Origin of the sequence: Sphingomonas faeni, assembly GCF_040407495.1 — a bacterium.
GTDB classification, from domain to species: Bacteria; Pseudomonadota; Alphaproteobacteria; order Sphingomonadales; family Sphingomonadaceae; genus Sphingomonas; species Sphingomonas faeni_D.
Genome location: NZ_JAPZPP010000002.1, coordinates 12,011 through 31,225, shown reverse-complemented (window position 1 = coordinate 31,225; position 19,215 = coordinate 12,011). Strand labels below are relative to the sequence as shown.

14 protein-coding genes are annotated in these 19,215 nt (G+C 66.4%); 8 read left to right on the top strand and 6 right to left on the bottom strand.

The window, feature by feature from the left end; genetic code table 11:
* Nucleotides 1-36: 36 nt before the first annotated feature.
* From O6W96_RS04835 to O6W96_RS04825, 3 genes are read left to right on the top strand one after another with little or no spacing between them, the layout of a single operon-like run.
* Nucleotides 37-828: an SDR family oxidoreductase gene (locus tag O6W96_RS04835; RefSeq protein ID WP_353468541.1), complete on the top strand. Its 792-nt coding sequence runs from the start codon at nt 37-39 to the stop codon at nt 826-828.
* Complete coding sequence (locus O6W96_RS04830; RefSeq protein WP_353468540.1) at nt 821-2,647, top strand: glycoside hydrolase family 15 protein; 1,827 nt, start codon at nt 821-823, stop codon at nt 2,645-2,647. The genes O6W96_RS04835 and O6W96_RS04830 overlap by 8 nt, the downstream gene beginning before the upstream one ends.
* Before the next feature lie 55 nt (nt 2,648-2,702).
* On the top strand, nt 2,703-3,506 hold the full coding sequence (locus tag O6W96_RS04825; protein ID WP_353468539.1) for an SDR family NAD(P)-dependent oxidoreductase: 804 nt from the start codon (nt 2,703-2,705) through the stop codon (nt 3,504-3,506).
* Nucleotides 3,507-3,670: 164 nt separating this feature from the next.
* On the opposite strand, the gene O6W96_RS04820 is transcribed toward O6W96_RS04825, so the two are convergent.
* Nucleotides 3,671-4,774, bottom strand: a complete 1,104-nt coding sequence (locus O6W96_RS04820) for an NADH:flavin oxidoreductase/NADH oxidase (RefSeq protein ID WP_353468538.1) — start codon at nt 4,772-4,774, stop codon at nt 3,671-3,673.
* Nucleotides 4,775-4,943: 169 nt separating this feature from the next.
* Between O6W96_RS04820 and glgX the strand changes: the two genes are divergently transcribed.
* From glgX to O6W96_RS04795, 5 genes are read left to right on the top strand one after another with little or no spacing between them, the layout of a single operon-like run.
* The gene (gene glgX / locus O6W96_RS04815; protein ID WP_353468537.1) at nt 4,944-7,046 is read left to right on the top strand and encodes a glycogen debranching protein GlgX; all 2,103 of its coding nucleotides are present in this window, start codon (nt 4,944-4,946) and stop codon (nt 7,044-7,046) included.
* Nucleotides 7,043-8,746 carry a malto-oligosyltrehalose trehalohydrolase gene (treZ, locus tag O6W96_RS04810; RefSeq protein WP_353468536.1) on the top strand — a complete coding sequence of 568 codons (1,704 nt, stop codon included), beginning with the start codon at nt 7,043-7,045 and terminating at the stop codon, nt 8,744-8,746. Before glgX ends, treZ begins: the two co-directional genes overlap by 4 nt.
* The gene (gene malQ / locus O6W96_RS04805) at nt 8,743-10,719 is read left to right on the top strand and encodes a 4-alpha-glucanotransferase (protein WP_353468535.1); all 1,977 of its coding nucleotides are present in this window, start codon (nt 8,743-8,745) and stop codon (nt 10,717-10,719) included. The genes treZ and malQ overlap by 4 nt, the downstream gene beginning before the upstream one ends.
* The gene (treY, locus tag O6W96_RS04800; protein WP_353468534.1) at nt 10,716-13,151 is read left to right on the top strand and encodes a malto-oligosyltrehalose synthase; all 2,436 of its coding nucleotides are present in this window, start codon (nt 10,716-10,718) and stop codon (nt 13,149-13,151) included. The genes malQ and treY overlap by 4 nt, the downstream gene beginning before the upstream one ends.
* 44 nt (nt 13,152-13,195) lie before the next feature.
* Nucleotides 13,196-13,402 carry a TOBE domain-containing protein gene (locus tag O6W96_RS04795; RefSeq protein WP_192976138.1) on the top strand — a complete coding sequence of 69 codons (207 nt, stop codon included), beginning with the start codon at nt 13,196-13,198 and terminating at the stop codon, nt 13,400-13,402.
* A gap of 36 nt (nt 13,403-13,438) precedes the next feature.
* On the opposite strand, the gene O6W96_RS04790 is transcribed toward O6W96_RS04795, so the two are convergent.
* Genes O6W96_RS04790 through coxB form a run of 5 tightly spaced genes read right to left on the bottom strand, consistent with a single transcriptional unit; the run spans nt 13,439 to nt 19,035 of the window.
* A complete protein-coding gene (locus O6W96_RS04790; RefSeq protein ID WP_353468533.1) occupies nt 13,439-14,491 on the bottom strand; it encodes a c-type cytochrome in 1,053 nt (350 codons plus the stop codon).
* Entirely contained in the window at nt 14,488-15,108 is a 621-nt protein-coding gene (locus O6W96_RS04785) for a cytochrome c oxidase assembly protein (RefSeq protein WP_353468532.1), read from the bottom strand. The genes O6W96_RS04790 and O6W96_RS04785 overlap by 4 nt, the downstream gene beginning before the upstream one ends.
* Nucleotides 15,105-15,512, bottom strand: a complete 408-nt coding sequence (locus O6W96_RS04780; RefSeq protein WP_353468531.1) for a hypothetical protein — start codon at nt 15,510-15,512, stop codon at nt 15,105-15,107. The genes O6W96_RS04785 and O6W96_RS04780 overlap by 4 nt, the downstream gene beginning before the upstream one ends.
* Nucleotides 15,509-18,067: a cytochrome c oxidase subunit I gene (gene ctaD / locus O6W96_RS04775; RefSeq protein ID WP_353468530.1), complete on the bottom strand. Its 2,559-nt coding sequence runs from the start codon at nt 18,065-18,067 to the stop codon at nt 15,509-15,511. Before ctaD ends, O6W96_RS04780 begins: the two co-directional genes overlap by 4 nt.
* Nucleotides 18,064-19,035 carry a cytochrome c oxidase subunit II gene (gene coxB, locus O6W96_RS04770; RefSeq protein WP_353468529.1) on the bottom strand — a complete coding sequence of 324 codons (972 nt, stop codon included), beginning with the start codon at nt 19,033-19,035 and terminating at the stop codon, nt 18,064-18,066. The genes ctaD and coxB overlap by 4 nt, the downstream gene beginning before the upstream one ends.
* Between the last annotated feature and the right edge of the window lie 180 nt (nt 19,036-19,215).

Sequence of the window (19,215 nt, the reverse complement as noted above, 5' to 3'; positions counted from 1 at the left end):
GTTGGGGGCGGGATATTCCCAACCGAAAGACTAGCCATGCATATCGACCTGACGGGCCAGGCCGCGATCGTCACCGGTGCCAGTTCGGGGCTGGGGCGCGCCACCGCGATCGCTTTTGCCGCCGCCGGTGCGCGCGTCGCGGTCAACTACAACAGCAGCGAGGATAAGGCGCGCGACGTCGTCGAGCGGATCGAACAGGCCGGGGGCGAGGCGTTCGCCTTCCAGGCCGATACCTCCGACGAGGCGGCCGTCATCCGCCTGTTCGATGAGACGGTCGCGCGGTTCGGCGGGGTCGATGTGGTGTTCGCCAATGCCGGCATGCAGAAGGACGCCGCCTATGCCGATCTGACGTTGGAGGACTGGAAGCGCGTCATCGACGTCAACCTGACCGGCCAGTTCCTGGTCTCGCGCGAAGCCGTGCGGCGGTTCCGCAAGCAGGGCGACCGCGGCGTCAGCCGGGCGATCGGCAAGATCCTCTTCATGAGTTCGGTACACGAGGTCATCCCCTGGGCAGGCCATGCCAATTACGCGGCGTCGAAGGGCGGCAGCGGGATGCTGATGCGGACGCTCGCACAGGAGGTGGCGGGCGACCGTATCCGCGTGAACGGCATCGCCCCCGGCGCGATCGCCACCGCGATCAACGCGGACGCGACGGCGGATCAGGACAAGCTGCTCGAACTGATCCCCTACGGCCGCGTCGGCGATCCGGACGACGTGGCCCGCGCGGCGCTGTTCCTGGCGTCGGATGCGGCGGATTACATCGTTGGGTCCACCTTGACGATCGACGGCGGCATGTCGCTCTACCCCGGCTTCCGCGACAATGGTTGAGCCGGCCACGACGCCGATCGCCGATCACGGCGCGATCGGCAATCTCGAGACGATCGCGCTCGTCGATACGACCGGCTGCATCGATTATCTGTGCTGGCCGTGCCTCGACAGCGCAACCGTGTTCGCGCGCCTGCTCGATATCGACAAGGGCGGGCATTTCGCGATCGAACCCGATCTGCCGGACGCGCGCGTGGTGCAGATGTACCTGCCCGAGACCAACATCCTGATGACCCGCTGGATGGGCGCGCAGGCGAGCATCGACCTCGTCGACCTGATGCCGGTCGGGAATGCGGACGAGGACGTGCCGTCGCGGCTGGTTCGCCGGATCACGTGCACGCGCGGCGAGGCGACGATCCGCATCCGCTGTGCGCCACGGTTCGATTACGGGACCGAAGGGCGAACCGCATCGGTTACGGGCCGAGAGGCGGAGGTATCGCGCGGCAGGTTCGATCACGAATGCGGGCTCGCGCTGGCGTTGCATGCCAAGGCGTCGCTGGTCGCCGATGGCTGCGACCTGACCGCGGAGATCGTGCTGGCGGAGGGCGACACCGTTTCGCTGGTGCTCAGCAACCCGGACGACGTGTCGCTCGATGCCGAGGCACTGGATGCGGTCGTCGAGAAGGACATCGCCTATTGGCGCACGTGGAGCCGCCAGTCCCTCTACCGCGGACGCTGGCGCGAGACCGTCGAGCGCTCGGCGATGCTGTTGAAACTGTTGACCTCGCGCAAGCACGGCTCGATCGCGGCGGCAGCGACGTTCGGCCTGCCCGAGGCGCCCGGCGGCGTCCGCAACTGGGATTACCGCGCGACCTGGATTCGCGATTCCTCGTTCACCGTCTACGCGCTGCTGCGGCTCGGCTTTCAGGACGAGGCGGTCGGCTTCATGCACTGGGCGATGGACCGCGCGCAGTCCTGTTCGAAGGGGCATCTCGGCGTGATGTACGCGCTCGACGGCGGCGAGGTCGCGTCCGAACGCAAGCTCGACCTCAATGGCTTCGAGGGCGCCAACCCGATCGTCGTCGGCAACGACGCCAACGGCCAGACGCAGCACGACATCTACGGCGCGCTGCTCGATGCGACCTATCTCGGCAGCAAATACGGCGAGCCGCTCGCGCACGACTCCTGGCAGGCGATCATCCGCGTCGTCGACCATGTCTGCGATACGTGGCGCGATCCGGACTCGGGCATCTGGGAAGTGCGCGGACCAGACAAGGAATACCTCCATTCCCGCCTGATGAACTGGGTCGCGGTCGACCGTGCCGTCCGCCTGGCGCAGAAACGCTCGCTCCCCGCGCCGCTGGTCCGCTGGTCCGAGACGCGGACCGAAATCAGCGACGATATCTGGGCGAATTTCTGGAACGACGATCTCGGTCGGTTCGTCCGCGCGAAAGGCGATACACCTGAGGACAAGGCGGTCGACGGCGCGTTGCTGATGATGCCGCTGGTCCGCTTCATCGGCCCGACCGATCCCAAATGGTTGGCGACATTGAAGGCGATCGGCGACGACCTGTCCGACGACGGGCAGGTCTATCGCTACAGGATCGACGACGGCCTGCCGGGGCAGGAGGGGACGTTCGTCGCCTGTTCGTTCTGGTACGTCGAATGCCTGGCACGGGCAGGGCGGCTCGACGAGGCGCGGCTGAACTTCGAAAAACTGCTCGCGCATGGCAATCACCTCGGGCTGTTCGCGGAAGAGATCGCGCAGGACGGGACGTTCCTCGGCAACTTCCCGCAAGCGTTCAGCCACCTCGCACTGATCAGCGCCGCCTTCTACCTCGACCGCGCGCTGAACGATGGCGGGCCGAGGGCGTGGGCCTGAGGAAACTCTAGGCGTCTGAACGGGTTACGCTCTCCGACACTTTAAGGAATACGCCATGAATCTCGATATCGCAGGCAAGATCGCACTCGTCACCGGCGCCGACAGCGGCATGGGCAAGGAGACCGCCCGGATGCTGTTGCAGGAGGGCGTCCGGGTCGCGATCACCGACCAGCCCGGCGGCGATCTGGCCAAGAGCATCGAGGATCTGCAGTCGCTCGGTGAAGTGATCGCGGTCGAGGCGGACGTGACCAGGCTCGACGACGTCAAGACGCTCTTCGCCAAGGTCCGCGAACAGCTCGGCGATCCGGACATCCTCGTCAACTGCGCGGGCGTGACCGGTGCGACCGGCGATTTTCTGGAGGTCGACGACGAGGGCTGGCATTCGACGCTGAACATCAACCTGATGGGTGCGGTCCGTGTCTGCCGCGAGGCGATCCCGGCTATGCGTGCCGCGAAATGGGGTCGCATCGTGCTGATGAGCTCGGAGGACGCGGTGCAGCCCTATGTCGACGAACTCGCTTATTGCGCGTCGAAGGCGGGGATCTCCAGCCTGTCGAAGGGACTGTCGAAGGCGTATGGCTGCGACAACGTGCTGGTCAACACCGTGTCGCCTGCGTTCATCGCGACGCCGATGACCGACAAGATGATGCAGAAGCGCGCCGACGAGAAGGGCATGAGCTTCGACGAGGCGATCGAGACGTTCCTGGAGGAAGAACGCCCCGGCATGACCTTGAAGCGTCGCGGCAAGGCGGACGAGGTGGCGTCGGCGATCCTGTTCCTGTGCTCGGAGCGCGCGAGCTTCATCAACGGGGCGGACATCCGCGTGGACTCAGGCTCGGTAATGACCGTCGCCGGCTAACGCGGACGGTGTCGGAGCGGAACCGAAGAATCCTCCCCCGCCAGGGGGGGGGTGGCAGGCGCAGCCTGACGGAGGGGGAGGCACGCGAAACCTCTGTTTCGTGTCCTCCCCCTCCGCCGCTCCGCGCCACCTCCCCCTGGCGGGGGAGGATTGCAGAGTCGCCCCTACCCCTCGAACAGATCCTTAAACTGCCGCGGTTGCGACCGCAGATACTGCTTCGGCGCCTTTACCTTGCCCCCAAGATGCGCCGCCGCATGCCAAGGCCAGCGCGGATCATACAGGATCGTCCGAGCCAGCGCGATCAAGTCCGCATCGCCCGTCCCGACGATCGCCTCGGCCTGCTCGTAATCGGTGATCAGCCCGACCGCGACGACCGGGATCGACACCGCCTGCTTCACCGCCCGCGCCAGGGGCACCTGATAGCTCGGCCCGACCGGAATCTGCTGCGCCGGTGAATTTCCGCCGCTCGATACGTGGATCGCGCTGCACCCCCGTGCCTCCAGAGCCTTGGCGAACGCCACGGTCTGCTCCGAATCCCAGCCGCCCTCGACCCAGTCCGTGCCCGACACGCGCATCGTCACAGCGCGATCGGCCGGGAACGCAGCCCGAACCGCATCGAACACTTCGAGCGGGAAGCGCATGCGGTTTTCGAGACTGCCGCCATACTCGTCCTCGCGGCGGTTCGACAGCGGCGACAGGAACTCGTGCAGCAGATAGCCATGCGCGCCGTGCAACTGGATCACGTCGATCCCGAGCCGTGCTGCGCGCACCGTCGCGGCGACGAACGCATCGCGCACCTTCGCCAGCCCGTCACGGTCGAGCGCGACAGGCGCGTTCTCCTCGGGCAGGAACGACACCGTCGAGGGCCCCTCGGTCTGCCACCCGTTCGGCTCACCCGGTGCGATCTGGAGTCCGCCCTTCCACGGCACCTCGCACGACGCTTTCCGCCCGGCGTGCGCGAGCTGGATCGCGATCGGCATATCGGACCAGCGCCGCACGCTCTCGATCACGCCCGCCATCGCCGCCTCGGTCGCGTCGTCGTACAGCCCGACGTCGCCGTAGGTGATCCGCCCCTCGGGCAGCACCGCGCTCGCCTCGATCGTCAGCAACGCCGCGCCCGACAGTGCCAGCTGTCCCAGATGGATCTGGTGCCAGTCGTTCATGCAGCCGTTGACCGCCGAATACTGGCACATCGGCGCGATCACGATCCGGTTCGCGAGCGTCAGATTGCCGACCTGAAGCGGCTCGAACAGTTTCGGCCCGCTCATGCGAAGATCGATCGGATGGAATAAGGCATGGACGTGTCCCTTGATCGTAGAGGAGTACGGCGAAAACTCGCTGCTCGATGCGGAACATAGGAACGGGCGGGCGGGTTTCACGGCAAGGAATGCTGCACCGCGATAAAGTTGGTCCGGCGACACGAAAAGGGTCCTCGCATTGCATCTACTGCCCGACACGCTCGACGCCGGCTCGGCCTATCCCCTCGGCGCGTCGTTCGACGGCCTCGGCGTCAACTTCGCGGTCTATTCCGCCAATGCCGAGAAGATCGAGCTCTGCGTCTATGACGAGACCGGTCGCCGCGAACTGAAGCGGTACGCGCTGCCCGAATGGACCGACGAAGTCTGGCACGGCTACCTCCCCGACGCGCAGCCGGGCCTCGTCTACGGCTACCGCGCGCACGGCCGGTACGCGCCCGAGGAAGGTCACCGCTTCAACCCGAACAAGCTGCTGCTCGATCCGTACGCCAAGCAGATGATCGGCGAACTCCGCTGGACCGACGCGATGTACGGCTATCAGGTCAAGTCGCCTCGCGCCGACCTGAGCTTCGATCGCCGCGACAATTCCCTGACGATGCCGAAGGGCGTCGTGACCGACAGCCATTTCGACTGGTCGCGCGACGTGCGCCCGAACACGCCGTGGTCCGAAACGGTGATCTACGAGGCGCATACCAAGGGTCTGACCAGGCTGTTCGAGGAGGTCCAGCCCTCCGAACGCGGCACCTTCGCGGCGCTCGGCAACCCCAAGGTCATCGATCACCTCAAGCGCCTCGGCGTCACCGCGATCGAGCTGCTGCCGATCCACACCTACATCCAGGACCGCTTTCTTCAGGAAAAGGGCCTGCGCAATTACTGGGGCTACAACACCCTCAATTTCTTCACGCCCGAGCGCTCGTTCTTTGCCACCGACAGCCACGACGAACTCCGCCGCTCGATCCGCCGCCTCCACGCGGCCGGGATCGAGGTGATCCTCGACGTCGTCTACAACCACACTTGCGAAGGCTCGGAGCAGGGCCCGACGCTCTCCTGGCGCGGCCTCGACAACGCGAGCTATTACCGCCTCGTCAAGGACGACCCCCGCTACTCGATCAACGACACCGGCACCGGCAACACGCTGAACCTCACAAAGGCGCGCGTCATCCAGATGGTCGCGGATTCGCTCCGCTACTGGGCGACCAGCTTCGGCATCGACGGCTTCCGTTTCGATCTCGGCCTGACCCTAGGCCGTACGGATACCGGCTTCGATCCCGGTGCAGGCTTTTTCGACGTGCTCCGCCAGGACCCCGTGCTCGGCAAGCTGAAGCTCATCACCGAGCCCTGGGACATCGGCCCCGGCGGCTATCAGCTCGGCAACTTCCCCCCCGGTTTCGCCGAGTGGAACGACAAGTACCGCGACACGGTGCGGAAATTCTGGCGCGGCGACCACGCGCAACGCGCCGATCTCGCCGCGCGCCTGACCGGCTCCGCCGACCTGTTCGATCGCCGCGCACGCCGCCCCTGGGCGAGCGTCAACCTGCTCGGCGCGCACGATGGCTACACGCTCGCCGACACCGTCGCCTACGAGGAGCGCCACAACGAGGCGAACGGCGAGGACAATAACGATGGCCACTCGAACAACTGCTCGCGCAACTGGGGCGTCGAAGGCCCGACCGAAGACGCCGCGATCCTCGAGACCCGATCGCGCGTGATGCGCTCGATGCTGACCACGCTGTTCGCCTCGCTCGGTACGCCGATGCTGGTCGCGGGCGACGAGTTCGGCCGCACGCAGAACGGCAACAACAACGCGTACTGCCAGGACAACGAAATCAGCTGGCTCGACTGGAACAAGGCCAAATCCCCCGAGGGCGACGCGCTGATCGACTTCACCGCGCGCCTGATCGCCCTCCGCCGCGACTACCCGATGCTCCGCGCCGGCAACTTTCTCTACGGCGAGGACACGCCAGCCGAGGGCCTGAAGGACATCGAATGGTGGGACGAGCGCGGGCTGCAACTCACGCCCGAGGATTGGGAGAACACCAATGGCCGCGCGCTGGTGATGCGCCGTGCGTGCGAGCGGGAGTCGGGCGAGGTGCAGGTCATCTCGCTGCTGCTCAACGCTTCGGAAGGCCCGCTGACCTTCCACATGCCGCCGCCGGCCGAGGTCGAGCGCACCGTGCTGATCGATAGCAGCAAGCCGGAACAGGGCGCGACGCCGATCAAGGATAGCTACGAACTCCCGCCACAGGGCGCAGCACTGCTGTCATGGACGATCGCCGCAGCATGACCTGGGGACCGACGCTCGCCGACGACGGGACGATCTTCCGCCTCTGGGCACCCGACCGCGACGAGGTGACGCTGGAGATCGCAAACGGCGACGCGGTCCCCATGACCCGCGAACAAGAAGGCTGGTTCAGTACCCAGGTCTCGGTCGGCGCTGGCACCCGCTACCGGTTCCGGCTTACGGACGATATGACCGTTCCCGACCCGGCCTCGCGCGCGCAGGACGGCGGCGTCCACGGCTGGAGCGTCGTCGTCGATCACCACTATGATTGGCGTACCCCAGACTGGCGAGGCCGCCCGTGGGAGCAGATGGTCATCCAGGAAGTCCATGTCGGCACGCTCGGCGGCTTCGCAGGCGTCGCGGACCATCTCCCGGCGATCGCCGCGCTCGGCATCACCGCGATCGAGCTCATGCCCGTCAACGCGTTCGGCGGCACGCGCAACTGGGGCTATGACGGCGTGCTGCCCTACGTCCCCGCCGAGAGCTACGGCACCCCCGACGACCTGAAAGCGCTGGTCGACCGCGCCCACGAACTCGGCCTCTCCGTGTTCCTCGACGTGGTCTACAATCACTTCGGCCCCGACGGAAACTACCTCGGCGCCTATGCAAAGGGCTTCTTCCACCCCGAAGTCGTCACCCCCTGGGGCGGCGCGGTCGCGGTGGACCAGGCCCCGGTCCACCGCTATTTCGTGGACAACGCGCTGATGTGGCTGAACGAGTACAAGTTCGACGGCCTCCGCTTCGACGCGGTCCACGCGATCGAGAACGACGCCTTTCTCGACGCGATGGCGGCCGAACTCCGCGAGAAAACCGAAGGCCGCCACGTCCACCTCGTCCTCGAGAACGAGGGGAACGATGCCGACCGGCTCCACCCCGCGGCGTTCGATGCGCAGTGGAACGACGATTTCCACAACGTCCTGCACGTACTGCTGACCGGCGAGACCAGCGCCTATTACGCCGACTTCGCCGACCGCCCCGCCGAACGCTTAGCGCGCTGCCTCGGCGAAGGCTTCATCTACCAGGGGGAGGACTCCCCCAACCACGACGGCAAGCCGCGCGGCAAGCCCAGCGCGCACCTGCCGCCGACCGCGTTCGTCGCGTTCCTCCAGAACCATGACCAGATCGGCAACCGCGCGATGGGCGAACGCCTGACGCTGCTCGCCGACCGCCGGAAGCTCCGCGTCGCGACCGCGTTGCTGCTGCTCGGCCCGCAGATACCCTTGCTCTTCATCGGCGACGAGCACGGCAGCGAAAGCCCGTTCCTGTTCTTTACCGACTTCCACGACGAGCTCGCCGACGCGGTGCGCGAAGGCAGACGGAAGGAGTTCGCCAAGTTCGCCGCCTTCGCCGATCCCGAAGCGCGCGAGGCAATCCCCGACCCCAACGCGCACGAAACCTTCCTCCAATCGCGAGCACGGCCCGGCGCCGATGTCGCGGAGTGGCAGGACCTGTACCGCGCCCTGCTCAAGATCCGACACGAGCAGATCATCCCCCGCCTGCGCGATACGACCGCAATTGGTGCCGAGGCGATCGGGGAGGGGGCGGTCGTCGCGCGCTGGAAAATGGGTGACGGCGCAATCCTGACTATTGTGCTCAACCTCGGCGACGATGTCGTTGATTTTCCTCCACTAAAGGCTTCGCCGATCTTCGCCGATGGCGAACCCGGTGAGGCTGCCAGCGTTGCAGTCTGGCTGGATCGATGAGCAGCCTCCGAAAACTCGCTGCCGCCGCCGGCCTGCAACCCGAATGGCAGGATGCAGCGGGTCGTCGCCAGACCGTCGCCGATGATGCGCTGCAGGCAATCCTGGACTGCTTGGGCCATCCGTCCGCAAGCGAAAAGCAGATCGACGACAGCCTCGCCGCGATCGGGGCGCGAGACGCGCAGGGCGTCCGCTTCTTGTCCGTCGATGTGGGAGACCCGATCCGGCTGACATCAGAGGTATCAGGTAAAGCCGAACTTACGTTCGAAGACGGTACGACGCGCTCCGTCACGATCGATAAGGGAGAGCTGAGTCCGATAAGCAAGAGCGGCTACCACAAGCTTGAAATCAATGGCGAAGTCATCGATATTCTCGTCGCGCCACGCCGCTGCTACACGATCGCCAACGCGCTACCGGGCCGCAAACTCTGGGCGCCCGCCGTCCAGATACCAAGCCTTCGCACCGCCGCGCCGAAGCCGTTCGGCGACTTCGTTTCGTTAGCCGATGCCGCCCGAGCCTTCGGCCAACATGGCGCCGATGCCCTCGCGATCAGCCCGACGCACGCGCTGTTCCCCGCCGACGCCAGCCGGTACAGCCCCTACGCACCCTCGAGCCGGCAATTCCTCAACGGCCTCTACGGTGACCCGGCCGCATTCGGCGCAAAGTCCGACAGCCGCGACTTCCCCGACCTGATCGACTGGCACGCGGCGATCCCCGAAAAGCTCGCACGACTACGCAAGAGCTTCGACCAAGCGCTTCCACAGATTGTAGAAACCCTGACAGCGTTCAGGCGACAAGGCGGCGGCGACCTCGAACGCCATGCCGAGTTCGACGCCCTCCACGCGCACTTCTTCGCGACCACGGGTGCACGCGGCTGGCAGCAATGGCCCGCCGAGTATCACGATCCCGCTAGTCCCACCGTCCGCCGCTTCGTCTCGGAGCATGCGGACGACGTCACGTTCTACATCTTCCTCCAGTGGCTGGCCCACCGCGACCTCGACGCTGCGCAGATGGCTACCAAGGATTCCGGCATGGCGATCGGCCTCATCGCCGATCTCGCCGTCGGCATGGATCCCGGCGGCAGCCACGGCTGGAGCCGGCGCGGCGACTTGCTGACCGGCCTCTCGATCGGCGCGCCGCCTGATCCGCTCGGGCCGGATGGGCAAAGCTGGGGCATCACCGGCTTCGATCCGCAAGCGCTGCGCGATGCTGCGTTCGCTCCCTTCATCGCGACGATCCGCTCAGCGCTTGCGCATGCCGGCGGCATCCGCATCGACCACGCGTTCGGCTTGCGCCGGCTTTGGGTTGTTCCTGAAGGCGCGTCTGCCGCTGAGGGCGCGTACCTCGACATGCCGTTCGACGACCTGATGCGGATTGTCGCGCTGGAATCGCAGCGGGCCAAGGCAATCGTCATCGGCGAAGACCTCGGTACCGTCCCTGACGGGTTCCGCGAGGCGATGGACGCCCGCGCCATGCTCGGCATGCGCGTTCTCTGGTTCGAGCGTGACGCGGACGGCTTCGTCCCACCCGCCACATGGTCGCCCGATGCGGTGGCGATGACCGGTACGCACGACCTTGCCACCGTGGCCGGCTGGTGGAGCGGTCGCGATATTGACTGGACATGGGACCTTGGACGTAAGTCGGAAGCCGCCGACAAACCCGCAGACCTCGCCGCTCGCGCCGAGGATCGCGTCGCGCTCTGGTCTGCATTCGGCACCGGGACTGAACAGCCAACTCCCGAAGACACTGGCCCTGTCGTCGACGCCGCCATTGCCCATGTCGCCAGCACGCCCTGCGCGCTCGCCATCATCCCGATCGAAGACCTCGCCGGGCTGGTCGAGCAACCCAACCTCCCTGGCACGATCGACGAACATCCCAACTGGCGCCGCCGCATGCCCGGCACGACCGAGGCGCTGCTCGCCCGCCCCGAGGTCACCGTCCGCATCGACACGCTCAACGCCAAGAGACCCGCATGACCGCCCCCACCACGCCGCGCGCAACCTACCGCATCCAGTTCCACAAGGACTTCACCTTCGCCGATGCCGAAGCGCTGGTGCCGTATCTCGACGAGGTCGGAATCAGCCACTTCTACGCCTCGCCGATCACGACCGCCCGCAGCGGGTCAACGCATGGCTACGACGTCGTCGACCCGACCCGAATCAACCCCGAACTTGGCGGCGAAGAGTCGTTCCGCAGCCTCGTTGCAGCGCTTCGCGCGCGCGACATGGGCGTCATCATCGACATCGTTCCGAACCACATGGGCGTTGCCGGGGGTGAGAACGCGTGGTGGAATGACGTCCTAAGACGCGGCGAAAACAGCGAATACGCGTGCTACTTCGACATCGACTGGCGCGAGAAGCTCGTCCTTCCGATCCTTGGCGATCAGCTTGCCGAAACGATCGCAAGCGGTGCGCTCAAGGTCGAGCAGGTCGGCGGCCGCTACGTCCTCGAAGCATATGGCGATCACCGCTTACCCCTCCGCGACGAGGACCAGGCCACCGCCGCGACCGACGACATCGCCGCGCTGATTGATCGCCAGCATTACCGCCTTGCCTCGTGGCGCGTGGCGAACGACGAACTTAACTGGCGGCGGTTCTTCACGATCAACGACCTCGCCGGCCTCCGCGCCGAAGACCCCATCGTGTTCGAGGCCACGCACGCGCTCTATTTCCGCCTCTACGCGGAGGGCCTGATCGACGGCGTCCGCGTCGATCACGTTGACGGGCTGACCCACCCAGCCGGCTATTGTCGCAACCTCCGCGCGCGCCTCGACGCGATCGAACGCCCCGCCGACGCACCCGCCGGCCCTGCCTACATCGTCATCGAGAAGATCCTGGCCGACGGCGAACCGCTCAGCACCGACTGGGGCGTCAACGGGACCAGCGGCTACGACTTCATGGAGCAGGTCACGGCATTGCTGCATGCGGCTGCCGGAGCAGACCCGCTCGGTAAACTCTGGGCCGACGTCAGCGGCCGCTCCGCCGACTTCGCGCCCGAGGAACTGCGCGCGCGCCAGGAATTGCTCGCATGGCAGTTCGACGCGCAGCATCGCCGCTGTGTGGCGGCGTTTCTGGAACTGGCGCGGTCGACCCCGGAATGCGCCGCGCTGACGAAGGGCATGCTGCACCGTGCAATCGAGCGCCTCCTCTGGGTCTTCCCGGTCTATCGTACCTACGGGACGGGCAGCGCCGCACCGGCATTGGATGCCGCGATCCGCAACATGGTCCGCGAGCGTGTCGCGCAATTCGTGCCGCCGGGCGAAGGCGAGGTGGTCGATCGCATCCTGTCATGGCTCGCCGGCGATGGTCCCGGCGATACGGCACTCGCTGCCGAAGCCGTGCGTAAATTCCAGCAACTCTCAGCACCGATCGCGGCCAAGGCAGTCGAGGACACGGCTTTTTACCGCTATGGCCGGCTGCTCTCGCGCAACGACGTCGGCTTCGACGCGGCACGCATGTTGTTGGGCATCGACACGTTTCATGAAGCGATGATTGCTCGCGCCCGCGATTGGCCAATGGCGATGCTCGCCACCGCGACGCACGATCACAAGCGTGGTGAGGACGTCCGTGCAAGGCTCGCGGTGCTGAGCGAGCTCCCCGATCTTTGGCGCACCCGCGTCGAGCAATGGCTGGTACTGGCCGACCCCTTTGCCAAGGGGGTGGATCCCGGCGACGCGTATATGCTGCTCCAGACGCTGGTCGGCGCGTGGCCCGAGGGGCTGGCTGCGACCGACGCCGCTGGGCTGTCCGACTATGCCGACCGTGTCGTCGCCTGGCAGCAAAAGGCGTTGCGCGAGGCCAAGCTCCGCTCGTCGTGGGAAGCGCCGGACGAACCCTATGAAACCCGCTGTCACGAACTGGCGCGGGCGTTGCTCGATCCCGATCAATCGCAGGCGTTTCTCGACGACGTCACCGCGTTCGTCGCACGGATTGCGCCGGCGGCGGCGGCGAATGGTCTTGCGCAGGTGGCGCTGCGCTACACCGTGCCCGGTGTGCCCGACCTGTATCAGGGAACCGAGATCGCCGATCTCAGCCTGGTCGATCCCGACAATCGACGTCCGGTCGACTATTCCTCGTTGCGGACGAAGCAAGGCGAAGGCGCGCCGCCCAAGATGGCGCTGATCGAACGATTGCTGGCGTTGCGGCGTCAGCACCCGAAAGTGTTCGCGGCGGGGGACTACGCGCCGATCGCCGTTACGGGCGTGCGTGCGGATCAGGTGATGGCGTTCCGGCGCATGCATGACGGCGTGACGTTGCGCTGTGTGGTCGCGCTCCGCTGCGCCGACCTTCACCTGACCGACGTCGGCGATTGGTGGGGCGATACCGCGCTGGCGTCGGGGGAAAAGGTAGCGGATCTGCTCGCGGGGGAAGTGGTTTCGGTCGTGCTGCTGGAGCCGGTGGCGGACTGATCAAGTCGTTGCTAGACCGCGCCTTTATCCAACGGAGCAAGCTTATGAAGATCAGCGCACGCAATCAGATTTCTGGCACGATCGTCTCGATCACGCCCGGTGCCGTGAATGGCTCGATCAAGGTCGATATCGGCGGTGGCAACGTCGTCACGGCCAACATCACCGAGGAAGCGATCGCGGATCTAGCGCTCGCGACCGGCGACACAGTTACGGTACTGGTGAAGGCGAGCGACGTCCTGATCGGCAAGTGACCCTGCGCCGCCCTGGTTATCCGGGGCGGCGCTCTCTCAGCGGCCCGCCAGATACTGGGCCAGCGGATCGATCATATCCTCGGGGATGCGGCGGGCGATGACCGGCATCGTCGATTGCGATTTGCGGGAGTCGACCACCGTCTCGTCGCCGCGCCAGTTGCGGAGGCGTTGGGCGATGTAGCTGGCCCGCTGGCCGGCTAGAACCGGGTAAGGCTTGCCAGGGGCGTGGCAGCTCGAGCAGGCGGGAAGCTGGACTTTCGGCAACCCCTCGCGGGCGATCTTCGCGGCTTCGGTGGAACCCGATGGCGTTGCGCGGCCAATACCCGGCATCGCGGCGAAGTGATCGGCCAGCCGCGTCATCTCGGCCGGTGTTAGCGTCGCGGCGGCGTTGGACATCACCGCGCTCTGCCGCCTGCCCGTGGCATAGGCCTGCAACACCGCGCGGAGATAGGCAGGGCTCTGGCCGCCGAGCACGGGTATGTCGGGCTGGCCGCGGCCATTCCCGTCCGTGCCGTGACAACCGGCGCACGTGACGATCCTGGCGTCGTCGGTCTTGCCGGGCGCCTTGCCGGACGATGCGGGGACATCGGTCAGCGCGCGATAGGCGGCCGGCGACATTTCGGGCAACAGGCGGACGAAGGCGACCATGCGGCGGACTTCGTCGTCGCGGTCCTTGGCAGCCCAGCCGGGCATGCCGGTATATTTGACGCCGTGCTTGAGGATCCAGAAGATCTGCTTGTCGGTCCACTCGCGCGCGTTGATCGACAGGTCAGGGGCGGGCGGCGTCGCCGCCTGCATCACGGGGAGCGGGCGGACGCCGGGCGCGCCGTGGCACGAGGCGCAGCTTGCCTTGAACAGGCCGGCGGCGCTGACGAGGCCCTCGTTTGCCTTGGGATCGTCGGGGGCGGTGACCGCGGCGTAGGTGCGGACCGAGTTGCGCATCGTCCAGTGGAGGAACCAGTCGGTGATCTTCCAATGGCCCGACGATGCGGCGATGTTGAACACCCCCGACCACGCGAACAACAGCCCGGCGAGCGCCAGTCCGACGATGGCGGCGGCGGCGCGCGCCCAGGTTATCCGGATCGTCATGCGGTCGCGCTCCGTGTCTTCAACAGTCCGCCGAGCATCGCGAGCCCGCCGATGAAATAGCTCGCCGCGCCGACCATCAGCATGACGACGCCGCCGAGTTGCTGGTCTTCGAGTGCGTCGAGGCCGTGTGTTGCAGGGTGCATCGCCATCATCGCGTAGAGTGGTCGTGGGGCGAGGCCGATCAGCGCGCCGAGCAGGGTCATGTGCATCGATGTCAGCAGCAATGCGGCAACACCCGAAGCGCGGCGGTCGGTGGCGCCGCCGATGCGTGTGCCGAGCACTGCGCTCCAGAGGAGTACACCGGCGACGAGGAAGCTTGCTTGTTCGATGAGCAGCGCTAGCGGCTGCATGTCGACGCGGAGCCTCAGTGCGGGGAGGTGCCAGAGCCATACGACGCCGAGTTCGACGAGCGACATTGCGAGTGGGGTCACGACCGCGGGCCAGCGCTCGGCCGGATCGAAGCGGCCGCCCGCAATGCCGTACGCGAGGAACGGCGCCGCGACGGCGACGGCTATCATGTGTCCCGCCATGTGACCGACCATCCCGAGTGGCGCTGCGGCGAAGGCCCAGCCGAGCGGGACTAGCACGGCGCCCAGTGCGAGGCTCGCGCGTCTCATCGGCAATCACCGAACATGATGACGGGCAACGCCGTGAAGATCACCGCGACGAAGCTCAGCCCCGCCAGCAACCGCGTCGACAGCGCGAGGAAGCGCAGGCGATCGATCGCGGTGCCCTGTTCATGCGGGGCCGGATCGCCTGGCGTCTCCGACTGAACGCGCGCGATGTAGCCCGCCGCGACGATCCCCAGCAGCGCCACGATCGTCGCGATCAGCGTTGCCAACGGGAAGCCGGTCAACGCCGTTCCCGGTCTCGACGATTTCGCGCAAGTCACCGCCACCCAGAGATAGCAGAACAGGAAATGCACGGCCCAGATCGTCGGCGGGACGATCAGCGTCCACAGCGTCACCTTCAGGTCGCGTGCCCAATGGCCGAACCGCCGCCGCTCGGGTTTGTTCGTCATGCGACCCCCGGGAACAGGCCGATCGTGCAGAACGTCACGATGCCCGTCAGCGCGAGGAAATGGTGGTACACGGTGATGTTGCGGAGGTCCGCGTCATAGACCGGCGTCATCTTTCCCGCGAGGCTGCGCGCGAGCGTGTAGGCCTGCATGATGACCCCGATCGCGGCGTGGACCGCAGTCCAGATCGCCAGCGTCCAGACGATCGCGGGATAGACGTGGAGTTCGGGATCGAGCCCCGAATACCACGGCCCGGCGAGCCCCGCGAACAGGCTCGCCAGCGTCGCGACGGTCCCGACCACCAGCAGCGCGCGACCCGCACCGACGTTGCCGCGGCGGTGCACTTCGCGCGCACCGACGGTGGCGGCCCAGCCGGTGAGGGTCAGCGCCAACGCGACCATCGGCCAGAACACGCCCGGCCCGTTGAGCCCGACACCGCTCGGCGGGAAATCGTTGTGGATCGTCCAGAAGAAGAAATAGCCGAACACCAACCCCGAGAATGCGGTCGCGTCCGCCATCATCGTGATGAACATCGCCCACCAGCCCGGCGCCGACGGCCCCGAGGTATAGAGCGGCACCTCGATGCCGTGGCCGATATGCTTGGTGGCCTTTTCGGGAATCTCGGCGGTCCCGGTCCACAGCCACCACAGCACGCACGCGAGCGTTGCGACGCCGCTGACCGCCGACCAGATATACAGATGGTACGTCGTCAGGATGAACACGCCCGCGAGCGCGACCGCGGTCATCATCGGCTTCACGCTCGGCGTACCGAGGCGGATCACCTGCAACGGCCTTGCGTCGAGCACGGTCGTAATGATCGACTCGCGCCGCATCTCCTCCGCGTCGGGCAGGAAGAAGCGGCCCTCGTCGACCTTCTGGACGAAGTTCTTCTGGTCCCAGATCGGATAGCGGCTCTCGATCAGCGGCACCGAGCGGATGCCCCAATCCTCGTCGTCCGGCAGCGCGAGCCATTCGAGCGTCCCGGCATTCCACGGATTGCGCGGCGCCTTCGGGCGACGCGGCGACAGCGCGAGGTCGATGCAGACGATCAGCACGCCAAGTGCGAACATGTACGAACCCGCGGTCGAAGCGAGGTTGAGCCCGCCGATCCCAAGTTCCTCCGGGTACGTAAACACGCGGCGCGGCATGCCGAGCAGGCCAGACAGATGCATCGGGAAGAACGTCAGGTTCATGCCGACGAACATGATCCAGAACGCGATCCGTCCTAGCTTGTCACTCAGCTTCTTGCCCGTCACCAACGGCCAGTAATAATACAGTCCAGCGAACAGCGGCAGCAGCGTGCCGCCGATCAGCACGTAGTGCAGATGCGCGACGATGAAATAGGTGTCGTGCGCCTGCCAGTCGAACGGCGCGACCGCGACCATCACGCCGGTCAGCCCGCCGATCACGAAGACCGCGAGGCTTCCGCTTGCGTAGAGCAGCGGCGTCGATTTCTTGACGTTGCCCGCCCACAGCGTCGCGATGAACACGAAGATCTGCACGCCGGTCGGGATCGCCACCGCTTCCGACGCCGCGGCGAAGAAGGCGAGGCTGATCTTCGGCAGCCCGGTCGTGAACATGTGGTGGACCCACAGCCCGAAGCTCAGGAAGGCGGTGCCGACCGCGGCCAGCACGATCCACGGATAGCCGAGCAGATGCCGTTGCGCGAACGTCGGGATCAGCATCGCGAACAGCGCGATCGACGGCAGGAAGACGATGTAGACTTCGGGGTGGCCGAAGATCCAGAACAGGTGCTGCCACAGCAGTGGATCGCCGCCCTTCTCCGCGTTGAAGAACGGCCAGTTGAGCAGCCGCTCCATCTCGAACAGCACGTCGCCCGCGATCAGCGGCGGGAACGCGAACAGGATCATCACCGCGACGACCAGGATGTACCAGGCGTAGAGCGGCATCAGGTTGAGCCGCATGCCCGGCGGGCGGCATTTCAGCACGCCTACGATCAGCTCGACCGCAGCCGCGACCGAGGACACCTCGATGAAGCTCAGCCCCAGCATCCATATGTCGGCACCGAGCCCGCTGAGATCGGTCCGCGTGGTCAGCGGCGGGTACATGAACCAGCCGCCATCGGGTGCCGCGTCGAAGAAGATCGAGCCCGACACGAACACGCCGCCGATCAGGAAGCTCCAGTATCCGAACCCTGACAGCCGCGGAAACGGCAGGTCGCGCGCGCCGAGCAGCTGCGGCAACAGGATGATTGACACCGCCTCGAACATCGGCACCGCGAACAGGAACATCATCATCGAGCCGTGCAGCGTGAACAGCTGGTTGAACGTGTTCGCCGTGACGAGGTCGTTGTTCGGTACCGCGAGCTGCGTCCGCATGATCAGCGCGAGCACGCCCGCGAACAGCATGAAGCCGAACGCGGTCAGCGTATACCACACGCCGATCCGGTTGTTGTTGACGTCGGTCCAGCGGAAGAACCAGCCCGACGGCGGCTTCCACACCTCGCGCAGGCGATCTTCCTGGCCTTTGCGGACGGCGGGATCATCCTGATCGACGCCACTGAGGTGCGGCGCGTATTTTGGGGTCTCGGTGGTCATTTGAGCCCCTGTAGATAGCTTGCGATCTGGTCGGCTTCGGCGGCCGACATCTGCGGGAAGGCGGGCATCCGCACGCCGGGCTTTGTCTTGGCCGGATCGCGGACGAAGCCGGCGATGTTGGCGTGCGTCATCGGCAGGACGCCTGCGGCGAGCGTCGGGCGCGAACCGAAGTGCGTCAGGTCGGGGCCGATCTTCGCGACCGGGCCGATGCCGCGGACGCTGTGGCACCCGCTACAGCCATAACTCGCGAAGGCGCGCTCGCCCGGCGATGCGGTGACGACGGCGGGCTTGCGCTGCTCGGCGAGCCAGCGTTCGAATGCGGCGGGCTCCATCGCGATCACGTCGAACGCCATCAGCGCGTGGCCGAGCCCGCAGAACTCCGCGCAGACGCCGCGGTACGTGCCCGCCTTGGTCGCGCGGACGACGAGGCGGTTGGTGCGGCCGGGGATCATGTCCATCTTGCCCGCCAAGCCCGGCACCCAGAAGCTGTGGATGACGTCGGGGCTGCGGAGCGACAGTTCGACGGTGCGACCGACCGGCAGGCGCAGTTCGTTTGCGGTCTCGACCACCGAGCCGCCCGGCGGCGCATAGCGGACGCGCCACCAGAACTGTTCGCCCTCGACGCCGATACGGAGGTCGCTGTTGGCGACCTCGCGCGGTCGCATTGCGGGCAGGGCGTAGAGCAACAGGCCCAGCAGCAGGATCGAAGGCCCGATGCCGCCGAGCCACAGCACCAGCTTCATTCCGCCCTTGTGCGTCAGCCGACCTTCCGGCGCGCGCATCGCGTGGCGCATCAGCAACGCGAGCCCGCCCGCGAGAATGATCGCGCCGATGACCAGAACGACGGTGATCGAGAGGACCTTGTCCGCTTCCTCGCCGAACGGCACGAGCGTCGACTGGTGCCGGTTGCACGCCGCCACCAGCGGCAGGCATGCGCCCACGGAAAGAAAAATAGCCTTCCGCATCATCACCTTGCCACCCTTTTCGAAGGGGGCTCTCTAAACGCCGGTGCAGGTCGGCGTAAACCGGAAAATGACAATTAGTTCATGTTACGGGCTTGAGAACACCGTGGTCCGCGCCCGATCCTCCCCCGTCAGGGGGAGGTGGCACCGAAGGTGACGGAGGGGAAGGGCATGGAGCCGAGGTTT

Excerpts from the sequence above, each read along its gene's own strand:
- O6W96_RS04835 (WP_353468541.1), top strand. The coding sequence starts at position 37 with ATGCATATCGACCTGACGGGCCAGGCCGCGATCGTCACCGGTGCCAGT.
- O6W96_RS04830 (WP_353468540.1), top strand. The coding sequence starts at position 821 with ATGGTTGAGCCGGCCACGACGCCGATCGCCGATCACGGCGCGATCGGC.
- O6W96_RS04825 (WP_353468539.1), top strand. The coding sequence starts at position 2,703 with ATGAATCTCGATATCGCAGGCAAGATCGCACTCGTCACCGGCGCCGAC.
- O6W96_RS04820 (WP_353468538.1), bottom strand. The coding sequence starts at position 4,774 with ATGAGCGGGCCGAAACTGTTCGAGCCGCTTCAGGTCGGCAATCTGACG.
- treZ (WP_353468536.1), top strand. The coding sequence starts at position 7,043 with ATGACCTGGGGACCGACGCTCGCCGACGACGGGACGATCTTCCGCCTC.
- malQ (WP_353468535.1), top strand. The coding sequence starts at position 8,743 with ATGAGCAGCCTCCGAAAACTCGCTGCCGCCGCCGGCCTGCAACCCGAA.
- treY (WP_353468534.1), top strand. The coding sequence starts at position 10,716 with ATGACCGCCCCCACCACGCCGCGCGCAACCTACCGCATCCAGTTCCAC.
- O6W96_RS04795 (WP_192976138.1), top strand. The coding sequence starts at position 13,196 with ATGAAGATCAGCGCACGCAATCAGATTTCTGGCACGATCGTCTCGATC.
- O6W96_RS04790 (WP_353468533.1), bottom strand. The coding sequence starts at position 14,491 with ATGACGATCCGGATAACCTGGGCGCGCGCCGCCGCCGCCATCGTCGGA.
- O6W96_RS04785 (WP_353468532.1), bottom strand. The coding sequence starts at position 15,108 with ATGAGACGCGCGAGCCTCGCACTGGGCGCCGTGCTAGTCCCGCTCGGC.
- O6W96_RS04780 (WP_353468531.1), bottom strand. The coding sequence starts at position 15,512 with ATGACGAACAAACCCGAGCGGCGGCGGTTCGGCCATTGGGCACGCGAC.
- ctaD (WP_353468530.1), bottom strand. The coding sequence starts at position 18,067 with ATGACCACCGAGACCCCAAAATACGCGCCGCACCTCAGTGGCGTCGAT.
- coxB (WP_353468529.1), bottom strand. The coding sequence starts at position 19,035 with ATGATGCGGAAGGCTATTTTTCTTTCCGTGGGCGCATGCCTGCCGCTG.